The sequence below is a fragment of the Bradyrhizobium sp. CCH5-F6 genome, assembly GCF_001556045.1.
Lineage (GTDB): Bacteria > Pseudomonadota > Alphaproteobacteria > Rhizobiales > Xanthobacteraceae > Bradyrhizobium.
Window position 1 is genome coordinate 1 of sequence record NZ_LSIC01000027.1, and the last position, 15,332, is coordinate 15,332.

The window sequence follows — 15,332 nt, forward strand, 5'->3', positions numbered from 1 at the left end:
CCCCTTCGGCTGCTGCTTCGGTTTTCCGTCAGGGCCCGCCTCTGGCTGGGCCTGTGCGACGACGAGCGGCGCGCTTTGCGCATGCGATGCGGAGCTTGCGATTTGCATCGCGGTCAGAGCCGTCGTTGCAAGCAGCACGAAACGAAGGTTGGTCATGGTGGCGAACTTCCCCGGAAGGTTCTTTGACGAAGTGTTGGGATGAACAGCTACGCGTTAGGCCGCATTGTGGCGGGCACAACGACGGCGGCCCGATTTATTTCTGCACGCAAATCACCTCACTATGGTGACGTTCATTGCGCATTCAGACCCAGCTTGCAATCGCCGCACGTGTGATTGCCAGGCTCATGCGAGATCCCGCGGCGAACTTGCGTCCGTCGCAGGATTTGGCGTGAGCGGTCCGTTCGGTCCGCGCGATGGAATCTCCTCGGGCGTACGGCCCGGCAATTCGTCGGGCCGCGGTGATTCCCCGGGCTCGCGCACCGGCGGTGCGATTTCAGGCTGCGGATTGCCGGGCGGGATTCCGGGCGGTGGCTCGGTCGGCGTGCCGGGCGTCGCCGGCGGAATCTCGGGCGGCTCGATCGGCATCACATCGAGACCTTGCGGTTCTCGCCGATGTCGGGGCGCGTATTCGTGACCGCCGCGGCCGCCATCTTCACATAGGAGATCACCGTTCCCGGCGAATCCCAGAACTCGGCGTCGTCAGGCGTGACCTTGAGCACGCGAATGTTGGGGTCCTCCGCAGAGTCCCACCACGCCTTGGCCGGTGTCGAGAACAGCTCCTTGATCTTGCCGCGGTCGTTCGAGACGACGGCCGTGCCGGTCAGCGAGACGTATTTCTGGCTGCCGGCATCCGCGAATGAGAGATTGATCGAAGGATTGCGCGCGATCTCATCGTCCTTGTGACGCCGTGCATCAGTCAGGAAAAAGATCGTGTTCGCGTCGCGGTCGAGATAGGCGCTCATCGGTCGCGCGCGGAGCTTGTCACCGTCGCGCGTGACCAGCATCGCGAATCCGATTGTCTTCATCAGATCCCAGACGCGATCGACGTCGCGGGCATTGTCGTTGGCCATGTCGTGCTCCTTGTTGCAAGGAACGATAACGGCCTGCCCGAAACGATGTTCCTGCCGGAATCCTTGCTATTCCGGCGCGTGGCAGACGGCCTCGATATTGTGGCCGTCGGGGTCGAGCACGAACGCGCCGTAGTAGTTCGCATGGTAATGCGGGCGGATGCCGGGCGGACCGTTGTCGCGGCCGCCGGCCGCGATCGCCGCCTTGTAGAACGCATCCACCGTGGCGCGGTCCTTGGCCGCGATCGCGATATGCACCGGCTTGTTCATGGCGCCCTCCGCGCCGAACCAGAGGTCCGGCTTGCCGTCGGCGCCGAAGCCGGCGGCCGCGGCGTGTCCGGTCTGCTCGGCCGTCACTTCCATGATCAGGCCGTAGCCGAGCGGCGCCAGCGCCTTGGCGTAGAACGCTTTCGCGCGCTCATAGTCGGAGACGGAGAAACCCAAATGGTCGATCATCATAACCTCCGCAGGTCGTTCCCGTCAGCGTGACAGGAAGGTATTGCTCCGCGTCTTGCGCGCAACCGAATAACCGCGCGCGACCATGTCGGCAATACAATCCTGCTGCCATTCGTCGTGTGACAGATGTTCGATCACCACCGCGCGCGGCCACAGCAATTGCGGCGCGTCGCGGAAGAAGCCGATCAGCACGCGGTCTTCAAAACCCTCGACGTCGATCTTCAGTGAATCGACCTGCGTGACGCCGGCTTCTTCGAGAATGCGCGTCAGCCGCAGCGACGGGACCTTGATGGCATCAGTGCTGGCCGTGCCGGTGACGACGTGCGTGGCACCGAGATTGCCGCCGCCGCTCTCGATCATCAGCTCGCCGTCGCTGTCACCGGCGGCCGCCTGCACCAGGCGCACCTGCGCCGCTTTCGACGCGGCGTGATTGAACGAGAGTCGTGCAAACGTCAGCGGATGCGGCTCGATGGCAACCACCCTGCCCGTGGGGCCGACCTGGCGCGCCATCACCAGCGCAAAGGTACCGACATTGGCGCCGATATCGACAAACGTGCCGCCCGCCGGGGTGTGCTGGCGCAGGAAGTCGAGTTCGTCGAGATTGTAATCGGGATTGAACAGCGCGCCGCGCTCGGTTGCGCTGCCCTGGTGATAGAAGCGGAACGAGGCGCCCTGGTATTGCACGTCGATCGGACCGCCGCGCAGCAGGTTGACCAGCCGCGACATCCATGGCCGGAACGCGCCGCGCTTCAGGCCCGAGCGCTGCGCGAGGCGGATGATCGCGGTCTGCGCTGCATTCGGCGCAAATGAGCCGAACGGCGCGGACGAAGGGGCATTGTCGGTCGTCAAGCAGGCAGTCCTCGTTGCAAGCGGCGCATGCATAGCCGGTTTTGCCGCGGACTCCAACGCTCGATCCCAGGTGTTGTCGCGGAGCGCGAAGCGAGCCCGCGACCCATAACCCCAGGAATATTGTGATGCGAGACGCCCACTCCGGGTCTCACCAGATTGCTTCCTGTGGGTATGGTCCCGAATCGGCGCGCGCTTGGGGCGGGCTTGTCCGGGACGACGTCGAGAGAGCTTTACGTCTTTTTCGCCGCCGCCTTGCGCTGGCGCAGGAAGCGGCCGAGCAGCTTGCGCTTGCCCTTGCGCGGAATCAGGTCGATGTCGCTGACGAGCTTGGCGCCGCCCTTGCGGCGCTCCAGCACGATCTTGCGGCTGTGGAAGGCTTCGAGCTCGGCGCGATGCGCGACGCTGACGATGGTCGCTTTCGGCAGCGCGTCGGTGACCATCTTCATCATCTTGTCCTGGCTCTTCTCGTCGAGCGCCGAGGTCGCCTCGTCGAGCACGACGATGTCGGGGCTGTGCAGCAGCAGCCGTGCAAAGGCGAGGCGCTGCTTCTCTCCGCCCGACAGCGTCTGGTCCCAGGGTGCCTCCTCCTCGATTTTCTCCTTGAGATGATCGAGCCCGACCTTGTGCAGGGCTTCGCCGATCTCCTCGATGGTCCAATCGTCGGCCGCGCCGGGATAGGCCACCGCGCGGCGCAGGGATCCCGAGGGCACGTAGGGCCGCTGCGGCAGCATGAACAGACGCCGGTCGGGATGGAAGTTGACGCTGCCGCCGCCCCAGGGCCAGAGCCCGGCGATGGCGCGCACCAGCGTGCTCTTGCCGGTGCCGGATTCGCCGGCGACCAGCAGCCGCTCGCCGGGCTCGATCACGACCTCGGTCTCGCCGACCACGGCGGTGCCGTCGTCGAGCGTGACCGAGAGATCCTTCATCTCCAGCATCGCATCGTTGCTGGTCTCGCCGCGCTTGATGCGGCCGAGCCCGTCACCTCGCTCGGCGCGTTCGAGGCCGTCGAGCGACATCATCAGCGAGGCGATGCGGCGGGCGCAGGCGTTCCAGTCGGCGAGCCGCGGATAATTGTCGACCAGCCAGCCGAACGCACCCTGTACGATCGTGAAGGCCGAGGCCGCCTGCATCACCTGTCCGAGCGTCATGCTGCCGTCGAGGAATTTGGGCGCACACAGCAGGAGAGGGACCACGGGAGCAACGAGGCTGGAGCCCTGCGACACCAGCGTCGTGCGCATGTGTTGTCCGGCGAGCCGCGCCCATTGCCGCAACACGCGCGTGAAATTGCGGTCGATGCCCTCACGCTCTTCCTGTTCCCCGCCGAGCAGCGCGATGCTCTCGCCGTTCTCGCGCACCCGGGTCAGGGTGTAGCGGAAGTCGGCTTCCGCCTGGTTCTTGTCCTCGGAGACCTGCACGAAGCGCCGGCCGATCACCAGGATCGAGCCGGACGCGATCGCGGCGTAGAGGATCGCGGCAATCACGAGGAAACCGGGAATGGTGATGCTGGACCCGCCGAGCGTCACGGTGAGCGCGCCGCCGATGGTCCAGAGCACGACGATGAAGGTTATGGCCGACAGCAGCGCGGATGTGACGCCGGCGAGGAAATCTACTGGGGAATCGGTCGCGACGCGCAAATCCTCCGCGATCCGGTATTCGGGATTTTCGTGGTCGCCGCCGACGAGGTTGAGCTGGTAGTAACGCCCGTTCTTGAGCCATCGCGTCAACACGCTCGCCGTGAGCCAGGCGCGCCAGCGCCGCTGGATGCCCATGCGCGCGAACACCTGTGCCACGCCGAGCACGATGCTGCCGATCGCGAGCGGGAAGAACACCGCGGTGAGATGGAAGACACTCGCCGCATCGCGCTTTTCGATGGCATCAAAAATGGCGCGATTCCAGACATTGATGCCGTATTGGAAGCCGACGGTCAGCACGATGAGCACGCCGAGGCCGATCGAGTACGGCCAGGCGAGGCGATCACCGCTGCGTGCCCAGAAGCCGCGCGCGCTGATCCAGAACCGCGTCAGCAGATAATCCTTGCGGGCCTGCTCGGCCTCCTCGCGCGACAGTTCGGGATCGGGTTCGAGCAGCTCGGGCGGCGGCGGCGCTACCTCATCGCCATTCTCGTCCTTGATCTCGACAATGGGCGGCTTCTTGCCCGGTTCGCGCTTTTCGGCCCGCTTGTGCATGAGCGGGCAACGCGAAGGAAATCAATCGGTTCCCTCGGGTTCCACGGGTCGGATCACTCGGCAGCGCCATCCCGGACGCGCCGCGGCCGCGCGGCCCGGTGCAGAACCCGCGACAAGTCCTCGATCGAATAGGGCTTTTGCACGAGATCGAAGCCGGCAGCGCCCTCCTGCGAAAGGGCCTGGCTGTAGCCGGTGGTCAGCACGACCGGCACGCCGATGCCGCGCTCGCGGATCGCCTGTGCCAGATCGAGCCCGGTCATCCCGGGCATCACCACGTCCGAGAACACGACGTCGAAACGATCCGCGTCGACGACGAGCTCGGCGAGCGCATCGGTTGCGTTGTCGACCAGCGTGATGCTGTAGCCGTGCTCGGTGAGGCCATCGGCGGCGAAATTGGCAAGCTCGATGTTGTCCTCGACCACCAGCACCGACATGCCGCTGCCGGCCACCGCCGGCGCCGTGTTGGGCGCCTGGCGTTGCGGCAGCAGGTCCGGCGGCACGCGCGGCAGATAGAGTGAGAAGGTGCTGCCTTGCCCCACCTCGCTCGCGACCGTCACCTCGCCGCCGGACTGCCGGGCAAAGCCGAACACCTGGGACAGGCCGAGGCCTGTGCCCTGGCCGACCTGCTTGGTGGTGAAGAACGGCTCGAAGATGCGCCCCAAGCGGGCGGCGGGAATGCCGACGCCGGTGTCGCTGACGGTGACGCGGACGAAGCCATTCTGTCCCACGGCCGGCTTGGCCGAAAGGTGCACCAGCGTGTCCGGAGCGCTCGTCGTGGCCTCGACCTTGAAGATGATCCTGCCCTTGCCCTGCATGGCGTCGCGCGCGTTGGTCGCCATGTTGATCAGCGCCGTCTCGAACTGGCTGGCATCGGCATTGACGAGACACGGCTCCCCCGGCAGCCGCATGACGATTTCGACGGCGGGTCCGAGCAGCGTGACGAGCATATCGCGCAGCGACTCCAGCCGCGCGCCGACGTCGAACACTTCCGGCTTCAGGGTCTGGCGCCGCGCAAAGGCGAGCAGCTGCGACGTCAGCTTTGCCGCCCGCGCAACCGAATCGCCGATGGCCGTGATGTAGCGTTGCCGCCGCTCCTCCGTCAGTTGCGGCCGGTTCAGGAGGTCGACCGAGGCGCGGATCACGGTCAGGAGGTTGTTGAAGTCGTGGGCGACGCCGCCAGTGAGCTGCCCGAGCGCTTCGAGGCGCTGGCTGTGCTTGAGCGCCTCCTCGGCCTCCCGCCGTTTTGCAGCTTCCGCCTGGAGGTGCCGGGTGCGCCGCAACGCGAGCGCGAGCAACAGAAACAGGAGCGCGGTGGCGGGAATGCCGAACACCAGATGCTGGCCGATGGTGGCGAGCCAGCGTGCGCGGATCGCCGAGGTCTCCAGCCCGGCGCTGACATAGATCGGATATTCGGCGAGGCGCTTGTAGCCAATGCGCCGCTCGATCCCGTCCGAGGGCCAGGCGACGGTGATGAGGCCATGCTCGGGATGCGCCGCGATCTTCTGGCCCACCGGTCCGGTCGGATCGAGCCTGAGGTCGCGGTCGAGCCGGGGAAAATGCGTGAGCATCGCGCCGTCGGTGCGGCCCATCGCGAAGAAAGTGCCGGGGTCCGATCCGATTCTGGCGTAAAAGCTCTCGAAATATTCCGGCAGGACGGAGGCCTGGATCACGCCGATGAAACTGCCATCGTCGGAGTCGCGGCGCCGGCTCACGCCGAAGAAGCGTGCGCCCTGATAGGGCGGCCGTGGCGTCAGGGCCGTGCCGATGAAAGTGCCGATGCTCTGGTCTATGTGGGCATAGAAATAGTCGCGGTCCGCAAAGCTCAGCTCCGGCGGCGGCGAGACGAGGCTGTTGACCAACGCCTTTCCGTCCGCGTCGAAGATCCAGGCCGATTTGAGCTGCGGCAGCGAATCCGGCAGCCGCTTCAGGCGGCGGTGCAGGGCCGGCTCGCGCGAGATGATGACATCGTCGGGAAGACCGCGCACGACCTCGTTGAGCTCGGCGAGGCTGCGGTCGATGGTCTCGAACACCTTGAGCGCGTGCTCATGAGCGACGTCGAGGGTGCGCTCGATCTCGCGGTCGGCGATGTCGCGGGTCGATGTGTAGGAGATCGTTGCGGTGATGGCGAACAGCGCAATCGGCAGCGCCAGGGATGCAGCCATCATCCACTGTAGAAGCCTCAGCGAATTGCGATGCGCGCCCTGCACGGCTCCGGTCCCTGATCGTAAGCTTAACCGAATTTCGGGCCAGGAAGGAAGCAGCTTGTGGCTCTAACCAAGGGTTGCAGTCTTGTGAAGTCGCGCGCCTCGCGGGCGAGGAAGATTCTACTCAAATTGGATCTGACTGTTCCAGCCGTGCGCCAGCCGAGATTCTGGCAGCCACCCCTCGCATCTTCGGACGAGGGGCGGCTGGTTCGCGTAAAATGCGGAGCGATAGAGCGGGCTCGCACATCGGTTGTCTTTCGCGCCACCAGAGTGGCGGTCAGATATCGTGCGCGTCGCGCAGCGCGCGGGCCGCCTTTTCCCCGATGATGACGCACGGCGCCATCGTGTTCCCGGTGGTGATCCGCGGCATCACCGAGCCGTCGGCGATGCGGAGACCGTCGATGCCGTACACCTTGAGCTTGCTGTCGACCACGGACATCGCATCGCGTCCCATCTTCGCGGAGCATGTTTGGTGCCAGTAGGTCACCGCCGAGTCGCGTACGAAGCGTTCCATCTCGGCGGCGCCGAGAGGACCAGGCATGCTCTCGCGCGCCACCAGGGGCTCGAAGGCGCGGGTATTGCCGAGCGCCCGGCAAACTTCGACGCAGGCCATCGCGGTCTTCACATCGTCGGGATGCGACAGCATGTTGGCTTCGATCCGCGGCGTTGCCAGCGGCTCCGCGTTTCGGAGACTGACCCTGCCTCGGCTCTTCGGCAAAGCGAGGCCGGCGAACATCGTCCAGCCGTGGGCGGGCGCCCGGCCTGCCGTCTCGGGGCTCGGCACCGGGAATTCGACCTGGCAGAACAGCAGGTTGGGAGTCTTGAGCGCGCGATCGGATTTCCAGTACAGCGTCGCCCCGTTGCCGGTGTTGCGCGGTGTGATCGGCTCGCGGTACTCCCAAATGCATCCGAACGACACGTGATCCTGGAGGTTCTGGCCGACACCGGGCAGGTGCTGGACCACGGGAATGCCAAGCGGTCGAAGTTCTGCCTCGTCGCCGATGCCGGAACGCATCAGCACGGACGGCGTCTGGATCGCTCCGAGCGCGAGTACGACCTCCCGGGCCGCGTGGATCCGCAGCAGCCGGCCGTGACGTACAGCCTCGACGCCGACAGCCCTCCCGTGCTCGAGCAGGATGCGGGAGACCTGCGTACCGGTCAGCAGCGTGAGATTCGGCCGGTCGAGAAATGGATAAGTATAGGCGCGGAAAATGGAGTTGCGCCTGCCATTACGGACAAGAATGTCTGTGATGGCGCAGCCGCCTTCGCTTTCCATCATTTCACCGTTGGGGCTTTCGAAGGTCGGAATGCCGATCTCCTTCGCGGCGCCGAGCATAGCCAATGCGGCTGGGCCGGGATCGGGTGACGGCTGCACGAAGACGGGGCCGCCGGTGCCGCGATGACGCGCGTCCGGTGGGCCTTGCCAGTCCTCAATCTCCCGGAAAATCTTCGAGACTGCGTCATAACCCCAGGATTGATCGCCCGCTTCTTCGGCGAAAAAATCCCAGTCGCTGCGGTGACCGCGCGCCCACAGCATCACGTTGATGCTTGACCCGCCGCCGAGAACTTTGCCCATCGACATCGGAAGCGCGCGCCCGTTCAGGTGCGGGTTGGGTTCCGCGACAAAACCCCAGTCGGTCGCACTGCCGAGGTTTCCCGGCCATGCCGACGGCTCCATGATGGTCGGCACCTCGTCGCTCCCTCCGGCTTCGATCAGCAGGACTGTCACCGACGGGTTTTCAGCAAGGCGCCGAGCGACGACGGAGCCGGAGCTGCCGGCGCCGCAAACAATGAAATCGTAGGTGGCGCGAGGATCGTCGCCGAGCCGGCGCTGATTGGCCGCAACGCGTTCAGCAAACTCCGGAAGATCGGAGGGCAGAAGGTCACTCATGGGATGCTCCAGGCAAGTGGGCGGTGGGGTGAAAGCAAGGCTTCCAGATGGAAGCCGGTGGGGGGAATGAAGCGCCGACGGAAGGCTGAGATCGGCAAGCGACATCACGGACAGCGTCGTTGTCGCTCTGTGGGTTTCGTGGGTTGCCTGGCCGATGCGGGGCTCTTCTTGGGCATCGACGACTGCAGGGCTTGGCCAGGAGGGCTCGGACTTGGGCTCGGACTTGGGCGCGGTCGGAACGGGTGGCCTTTGGCAGTTCGGATCAGCCATGCAGCGCGCAGCAAGCCTATCAGATTTAGCAAATCTATCATAATCATCAGATTTATCAAAATAGGAGCTGCCGCCCCTTGTCAACCGAAGGGGGAGCACGACATTGTGAGGTCTGGGATGAGCCGGCCGGCGCGGTCGGGGGCAAAGATGGATGGTATGGCCAAGGAAATTCTGACGACGGCGGAGGCTGCCAAGATACTGGGCGTCTCGATCCGCACGGCTCAGCTTCTGATCGAAGGCGGATCCATCCCTTCCTGGAAAACCCCGGGAGGCCATCGCCGCGTCTACCGCCGCGACGTTCTCGCCGTGATATCTGGCCCCGACGACCCGCCGATGTTTGCTTCCGCGCGGGTGATCGTCATTGCGCGCCCGGAACGCATCGCCGACTACGAAGCGGCTCTGGCGAAGGTGAATTACTGTGTCGTCGAGAGTTACACCGACATCTACGCGGCACTGCTTGCGATCGGCGCTCGGCTGCCGGCGGCGATCGTGATCGAAAGTGAGCCATCGGACGCCAGCAAATTGGCCGTGCTGGAAAGCCTGCGCTCCGATCCAGCGCTCGGGCGCACCCGGATTCTGATTGTCGGCCGCTCGGCTGCAGGACGGCAGATCGAAACGGTCGGGCTCGATACCGCGACGACACTCTTCATTGGCGAATTGCCCGAATTACCCCAAGCGATAGAAATCGCGATTCGGGGCACCGTCGAGTCCCCATTCCCGTTCGGGACGCCGCCTTCTTTTCCCTTCCCGGACAATGAGGGGCAGCGGCTTGTCGCGCTCGAACGCTCCGGCCTCGTCGACACGCCACCGGAGGATGCTTTTGATCGCTTGACCTGGTTGGCGGCGCGCAGCCTCGACGCTCCCGTCGCACTGCTGACGCTGCTCACCCCGACACGACAATGGTTCAAGTCGCGCTACGGGCTCGAGATAGTCGACACGCCGCGCAGCTGGGCGTTCTGCAATTACACCATTCTGCACAGGGATATCATGGTCGCCGAGAACCTCGCGACCGACCCGCGCTTCGCGGAAAATCCGGCTGTGACGGGGCAGTTGGGGTTTCGGTTCTATGCCGGCTGCCCGGTGGTCGACCCCGACGGCTTCACGCTGGGTTCACTCTGCGTGATCGACACCCGGCCGCGCACGTTGGACGAGACCCAAAAGCAGATTCTTTCCAATCTCGCCGCGCTCGCCTCGGACGAGATCAAGCTGCGCGCCACGGACCGCCAATTGCGCTGGACGATCGAGCACGGATCCGCAAAAAAAGGCGCGGCAGCAACTTCAACCCGGCCCACCGTCGAACGCGTCGCGGAGCATCAGCAGAGCACCGCGAGATCGAAGGCGGGTATCACACAGCGCTGATCAGATCTGGCGCTCGACCATCTTGAGCTTGAGCTCGGCGATGGCTTCCGCCGGGTTCAACCCCTTCGGGCACGCCTTGGCGCAGTTCATGATGGTGTGGCAGCGGTAGAGGCGGAACGGATCCTCGAGATTGTCGAGCCGCTCGCCGGTCGCTTCGTCGCGGGAATCGGAGACCCAGCGATTGGCCTGGAGCAGCGCGGCGGGGCCGAGATAGCGCTCGCTGTTCCACCAATAGCTCGGGCACGAGGTCGAGCAGCAGGCGCACAGGATGCACTCGTAGAGGCCGTCGAGCTTCTCGCGGTCCTGGTGGCTCTGGCGCCACTCCTTCTGCGGCGTCGGTGACGTCGTCTTCAGCCACGGCTCGACCGAGGCGTACTGGGCGTAGAAATTGGTGAGGTCGGGAACGAGGTCCTTCACCACCGGCTGGTGCGGCAGCGGGTTGATCTTGACCGCGCCGTCCTTCACGTCGTGCATCGAGCGGGTGCAGGCGAGCGTGTTCTGGCCGTCGATGTTCATGGCGCAGGAGCCGCAGACGCCTTCGCAGCAGGAGCGGCGAAAGGTCAGCGACGGGTCGATGTGGTTCTTGATCCAGATCAGGCCGTCCAGCACCATCGGACCGCAATCGTTGGTGTCGACGTAATAGGTATCGACGCTCGGATTCTTGCCGTCGTCGGGATTCCAGCGATAGACCTTGAACTCGCGGAGCTCGGTCGCGCCCGCAGGCTTCGGCCAGGTCTTGCCACCGGTGATCTTGGAGTTCTTCGGAAGTGCGAATTCAACCATAAGTCCTGCCTCTGGTTTCTTCCGTCATGCGCGGGCTTGACCCGCGCATCCATCCTTGAGGGATGGATTGCCGGGTCAAGCCCGGCAATGACGAGCAATGATCAGTACACGCGCGCCTTGGGCGGGATGTACTGCACGTCGTTGGTCATGGTGTAGTTGTGAACCGGGCGATACTCGATCCTGACCTTGCCGGCATCGTCGAGCCAGGCCAGCGTGTGCTTCATCCAGTTCTTGTCGTCGCGCTCGGAGAAGTCTTCGCGGGCGTGGGCGCCGCGGCTCTCGGTGCGGTTGGCGGCCGAGTTCATCGTCACCACCGCCTGCGAGATCAGATTGTCGAATTCGAGCGTCTCGACGAGGTCCGAATTCCACACCAGCGAGCGGTCGGACACGGCGATGTCGGTGATGCCGCTGTGGACCTTCGCGATCAGGTTCTGGCCTTCGCTCAGCACTTCGCCGGTGCGGAACACCGCGCAATTGGTCTGCATCACGTTCTGCATGCCTTCGCGGAGCTTCGCGGTGGGCGTGCCGCCCGAGGCGTAGCGGAAATGGTCGAGGCGGCCGAGCGCCATCTCGGCCGAGTTCGCCGGCAGCTCCGGCTGCTTGCCGTTGGGCGTCAGCTTCTCGGCGAGGCGGAGCGCCGCGGCGCGGCCGAACACGACGAGGTCGATCAGCGAGTTGGAGCCGAGGCGGTTGGCGCCGTGCACGGAGACGCAGGCGGCTTCGCCGATCGCCATCAGGCCGGGGATCACCGCGTTGTCGTCGCCGTCCTTCTTGGTCAGCACCTCGCCGTGATAGTTCGTGGGAATGCCGCCCATGTTGTAATGCACCGTCGGCACGATCGGGATCGGCTCGCGCGTCACGTCGACATTGGCGAAGATTCTTGCCGATTCCGAGATGCCCGGCAGGCGCTCGGCGAGCACGGCGGGATCGAGATGGTCGAGGTGCAGGAAGATGTGGTCCTTCTTCTTGCCGACGCCGCGTCCCTCGCGGATCTCGATGGTCATCGCGCGCGAGACGACGTCGCGCGAGGCGAGGTCCTTCGCCGAAGGCGCATAGCGCTCCATGAAACGCTCGCCCTCGGAGTTGACGAGATAGCCGCCTTCGCCGCGGGCGCCTTCGGTGACGAGGCAGCCCGAGCCGTAGATGCCGGTCGGATGGAACTGGACGAATTCCATGTCCTGCAGCGGCAGGCCGGCACGCAGCACCATGCCGCCGCCGTCGCCGGTGCAGGTGTGCGCCGAGGTGCAGGAGGCGTAGGCGCGGCCATAGCCGCCGGTCGCGAGGATCACGGTCTGGGCGCGGAAGCGGTGCAGCGTACCGTCGTCGAGCTTGAGCGCGATGACGCCGCGGCAGGTGCCCTGGTCGTCCATGATCAGGTCGATGGCGAAGAACTCGATGAAGAACTCGGCCGCGTGGCGCAGCGACTGGCCGTACATCGTGTGCAGCATCGCGTGGCCGGTGCGGTCGGCGGCGGCGCAGGTGCGCTGCGCCTGGCCCTTGCCGTAGTCCATGGTCATGCCGCCGAACGGGCGCTGGTAGATCTTGCCGTCCTCGGTGCGCGAGAACGGAACGCCCCAATGCTCGAGCTCGTAGACCGCGTCGGGCGCGTTGCGCACCATGTATTCGATCGCGTCCTGGTCGCCGAGCCAGTCCGACCCCTTGACGGTGTCGTACATGTGCCAGCGCCAGTCGTCCTTGTGCATGTTGCCGAGCGAGGCGGAGATGCCGCCCTGCGCCGCGACGGTGTGCGAGCGGGTCGGAAACACCTTGGTGATGCAGGCGGTGCGCAGGCCCGCCTCGCTGCAGCCGACGACGGCGCGCAAGCCTGCGCCGCCGGCGCCGACCACGACGACGTCGTAGGTGTGGTCCTCGATCGGGTAGGCTTTGCCGTTGGTGGCGGGAGCGCCGTTGCCCGTGCCATTCGTTGTGGCCGCCATGGGTTACACTCCGGAAGAAAGTTTCAGGATCGCATAGGTCGAGGCGAGCGCGACGGCGATCGAGAAGAAGTTGTTGAGCATGATCGCGGTGAGCTTCAGCTTCTCGTTATGGACGTAGTCCTCGATCACCACCTGCATCCCGATCTTCATGTGCCAGGCGCTGGCGGCGATGAAGAGCAGGAGGATCACCGCGATCGGCAGCGAACCGAGGATTTGCGCGGCGCCGGCCTGGTTGCGGCCGAGCAACATCATCACGATCACCAGGACCGGAATCATCAGCAGCGTCATGGCGACGCCGGTGATGCGCTGGCGCCAGAAATCGGAGGTGCCGGAATGGGCGGCGCCGAGATTGCGCACGCGGCCGAGCGGGGTGCGCATGGAGGGCGGCTTCGGGGAGCCTTGGGATTCGCTGTAGCTCATCGTCCGCCTCCGATTGCATAGGCGATGATCCAGACCAGCACCGTCAGAACGATGCCGCCGATCAGCGCGCCCCAGGTCAGGGCTTCGCGCTCGTTGGGCTTGAAGCCGTAGCCGAGGTCCCACACGAAATGCCGGATGCCGCTCAACATATGGTGCATCAGCGCCCAGGTGTACCCGAACACGATCAGGCGGCCGATGATGCTGCCCGTGAAGGCCTGGACATTGGCGTAGGCGGCCGGGCCGGAGGCCGCCGCGATCAGCCACCAGGCGAGCAGCAGCGTTCCGACGTAAAGAGCGATGCCGGTGGCGCGGTGAACGATGGACAGCGCCATCGTCAGGGTCCAGCGATAGGTTTGGATGTGCGGCGAAAGCGGTCGTTCGATCCGTGCGGTCATGGGCGGCTTTTATGTTTATTGCGGCCCAGCATGGGGCGCGCGGGGATCGCGAAAGGTCGGCTCTATTTACGGAGTCGATCTGGCCTGCGCAATCACCAAATCGCCATAAATCGAACGTCGGTTCAGCTCTATGGCCTTGATGAAACAAGGCCAATCAGGGTCTTGGTATACCAGACTGTCGGTCCGCCAAGCAAAATACGAATATTGAATCATTTCTTGCTCGGGGTCGAGGCGCATTGAAATTATTATTGGAACGCCTCTAAGCGAGCCGACTCGCACGTCATTAGAGCCAATGAGTTCATGACGCTGGACGCCGCTTCGGGCCGACCCAAATGCCCTCGCCAATTCCGCCATGCGCACCGATTTTCCGTGCGACGGCGGATATGCGCAGCCTGCATCCCACCCAAGACCGTCGGAGCGGCGCGTCGACCCGGCAAGGCAGATCTCCTACAGCTGACCTGCAGCCGAACCCGAGTCGGCGATTCGGAGGCGCCGCGGGGGGCAGGCTGGGTGATCGCAGGTCTTGATATCAAGGAGATCATCGAGCTCGCGGCACTGCTGATCGCAACCGGCGCGCTCTCGGGATTTCTGGCCGGCGTGTTCGGCATCGGCGGCGGCGCGATCCTCGTGCCGGTGTTCTATGAGTGCTTCCGCATCGCTGGCGTGCCGCTCGAGGTGCGGATGCCGCTGTGCGTCGGCACCTCGCTGGCGGTCATCATCCCGACTTCGATCCGTTCGTTCCAGGCGCATTACAGGCGCGGCGCGGTCGACATGACGATCCTGCGCTCCTGGTGGTTGCCGATCCTGATTGGCGTCATCGCCGGCAGCGCGGTCGCGCGCTATGCGCCGGAGCGCCTGTTCAAGATCGTCTTCGTTGCAGTCGCCTATTCCGCGTCGGCGCGCCTCATCTTCGTGCGCGCGAGCTGGAGGTTCGGCGAGGATCTGCCGAAGGGCCCGTTGATGCGCGCCTACGGCTTCGGCGTCGGAATCCTCTCGACGCTGATGGGCATCGGCGGCGGCCTGTTCTCGAACCTCTTGATGACCTTCTACGGTCGGCCGATCCACCAGGCGGTTGCGACCTCCTCGGCGCTCGCGGTGCTGATCTCGATCCCCGGCGCGCTCGGCTATGTCTATGCCGGCTGGCCGGCGGCGGCGACCTATCCGTCCGTCGCGGCGCTGCAAGCCCCGTTCGCGCTCGGCTACGTCTCGCTGATCGGCGCCGTGTTGGTGATGCCGATGAGCCTCGTCACCGCGCCGCTCGGTGTGAAAGCCGCGCATGCGATGTCGAAGCGCACGCTGGAGGTCGCGTTCGGGGGTTATCTGTTTATTGTGGGAAGCAGGTTTGTGATGAGTTTGCTGGGCGGGCAGTAAGCGTTTACGGCGCGCACGCCTCACACACTCAGTGTCATTCCCCGCGAAGGCGGGGAATCCAGTATTCCAGAGGCGACAGGTGATTTAGCCGAGAAGCCGCGGCGTACTGGATGCCCCGCCCCCGTGCGCAATTGCGCACTAGGC

The 15,332-nt window shown here is 65.0% G+C and carries 13 protein-coding genes; 2 read left to right on the forward strand and 11 right to left on the reverse strand.

Annotated elements, in window-relative coordinates; all coding sequences use genetic code 11:
* Positions 1 to 342: 342 nt before the first annotated feature.
* The 7 genes from AX729_RS41015 to AX729_RS05325 form a co-directional block, all read right to left on the reverse strand.
* Positions 343 to 585: a hypothetical protein gene (locus AX729_RS41015; RefSeq protein ID WP_061020859.1), complete on the reverse strand. Its 243-nt coding sequence runs from the start codon at positions 583 to 585 to the stop codon at positions 343 to 345.
* The gene (locus tag AX729_RS05300) at positions 585 to 1,070 is read right to left on the reverse strand and encodes a pyridoxamine 5'-phosphate oxidase family protein (RefSeq protein ID WP_061020860.1); all 486 of its coding nucleotides are present in this window, start codon (positions 1,068 to 1,070) and stop codon (positions 585 to 587) included. The genes AX729_RS41015 and AX729_RS05300 overlap by 1 nt, the downstream gene beginning before the upstream one ends.
* A 66-nt stretch (positions 1,071 to 1,136) precedes the next feature.
* Entirely contained in the window at positions 1,137 to 1,523 is a 387-nt protein-coding gene (locus tag AX729_RS05305) for a VOC family protein (protein WP_061020869.1), read from the reverse strand.
* 24 nt (positions 1,524 to 1,547) lie between these two features.
* Positions 1,548 to 2,372 (reverse strand): FkbM family methyltransferase, encoded by an 825-nt coding sequence (locus AX729_RS05310; RefSeq protein ID WP_061020870.1) that lies wholly within the window; start codon positions 2,370 to 2,372, stop codon positions 1,548 to 1,550.
* Positions 2,373 to 2,602: 230 nt separating this feature from the next.
* A complete protein-coding gene (locus tag AX729_RS05315; RefSeq protein ID WP_061020861.1) occupies positions 2,603 to 4,558 on the reverse strand; it encodes an ABC transporter ATP-binding protein/permease in 1,956 nt (651 codons plus the stop codon).
* 53 nt (positions 4,559 to 4,611) lie between these two features.
* Positions 4,612 to 6,765: a hybrid sensor histidine kinase/response regulator family protein gene (locus tag AX729_RS05320; protein ID WP_061020862.1), complete on the reverse strand. Its 2,154-nt coding sequence runs from the start codon at positions 6,763 to 6,765 to the stop codon at positions 4,612 to 4,614.
* Positions 6,766 to 7,039: 274 nt separating this feature from the next.
* Positions 7,040 to 8,653 (reverse strand): GMC family oxidoreductase, encoded by a 1,614-nt coding sequence (locus AX729_RS05325; RefSeq protein ID WP_061020863.1) that lies wholly within the window; start codon positions 8,651 to 8,653, stop codon positions 7,040 to 7,042.
* Between the two features lie 426 nt (positions 8,654 to 9,079).
* Here AX729_RS05325 and AX729_RS05330 point away from each other — a divergent pair, with 426 nt between their 5' ends.
* Positions 9,080 to 10,282 (forward strand): GAF domain-containing protein, encoded by a 1,203-nt coding sequence (locus AX729_RS05330; RefSeq protein ID WP_156456738.1) that lies wholly within the window; start codon positions 9,080 to 9,082, stop codon positions 10,280 to 10,282.
* Here AX729_RS05330 and AX729_RS05335 read toward each other — a convergent pair whose 3' ends face one another.
* The 4 genes from AX729_RS05335 to sdhC form a co-directional block, all read right to left on the reverse strand.
* Positions 10,283 to 11,065: a succinate dehydrogenase iron-sulfur subunit gene (locus AX729_RS05335; RefSeq protein ID WP_061020864.1), complete on the reverse strand. Its 783-nt coding sequence runs from the start codon at positions 11,063 to 11,065 to the stop codon at positions 10,283 to 10,285.
* A gap of 101 nt (positions 11,066 to 11,166) precedes the next feature.
* On the reverse strand, positions 11,167 to 13,002 hold the full coding sequence (gene sdhA / locus AX729_RS05340; protein WP_061020865.1) for a succinate dehydrogenase flavoprotein subunit: 1,836 nt from the start codon (positions 13,000 to 13,002) through the stop codon (positions 11,167 to 11,169).
* Between the two features lie 3 nt (positions 13,003 to 13,005).
* Positions 13,006 to 13,422: a succinate dehydrogenase, hydrophobic membrane anchor protein gene (sdhD, locus tag AX729_RS05345; RefSeq protein ID WP_061020866.1), complete on the reverse strand. Its 417-nt coding sequence runs from the start codon at positions 13,420 to 13,422 to the stop codon at positions 13,006 to 13,008.
* Positions 13,419 to 13,817: a succinate dehydrogenase, cytochrome b556 subunit gene (sdhC, locus tag AX729_RS05350; protein ID WP_061020867.1), complete on the reverse strand. Its 399-nt coding sequence runs from the start codon at positions 13,815 to 13,817 to the stop codon at positions 13,419 to 13,421. Before sdhC ends, sdhD begins: the two co-directional genes overlap by 4 nt.
* 510 nt (positions 13,818 to 14,327) lie before the next feature.
* Between sdhC and AX729_RS05355 the strand changes: the two genes are divergently transcribed.
* Positions 14,328 to 15,188 carry a sulfite exporter TauE/SafE family protein gene (locus AX729_RS05355; protein ID WP_061020868.1) on the forward strand — a complete coding sequence of 287 codons (861 nt, stop codon included), beginning with the start codon at positions 14,328 to 14,330 and terminating at the stop codon, positions 15,186 to 15,188.
* Positions 15,189 to 15,332: the final 144 nt, after the last annotated feature.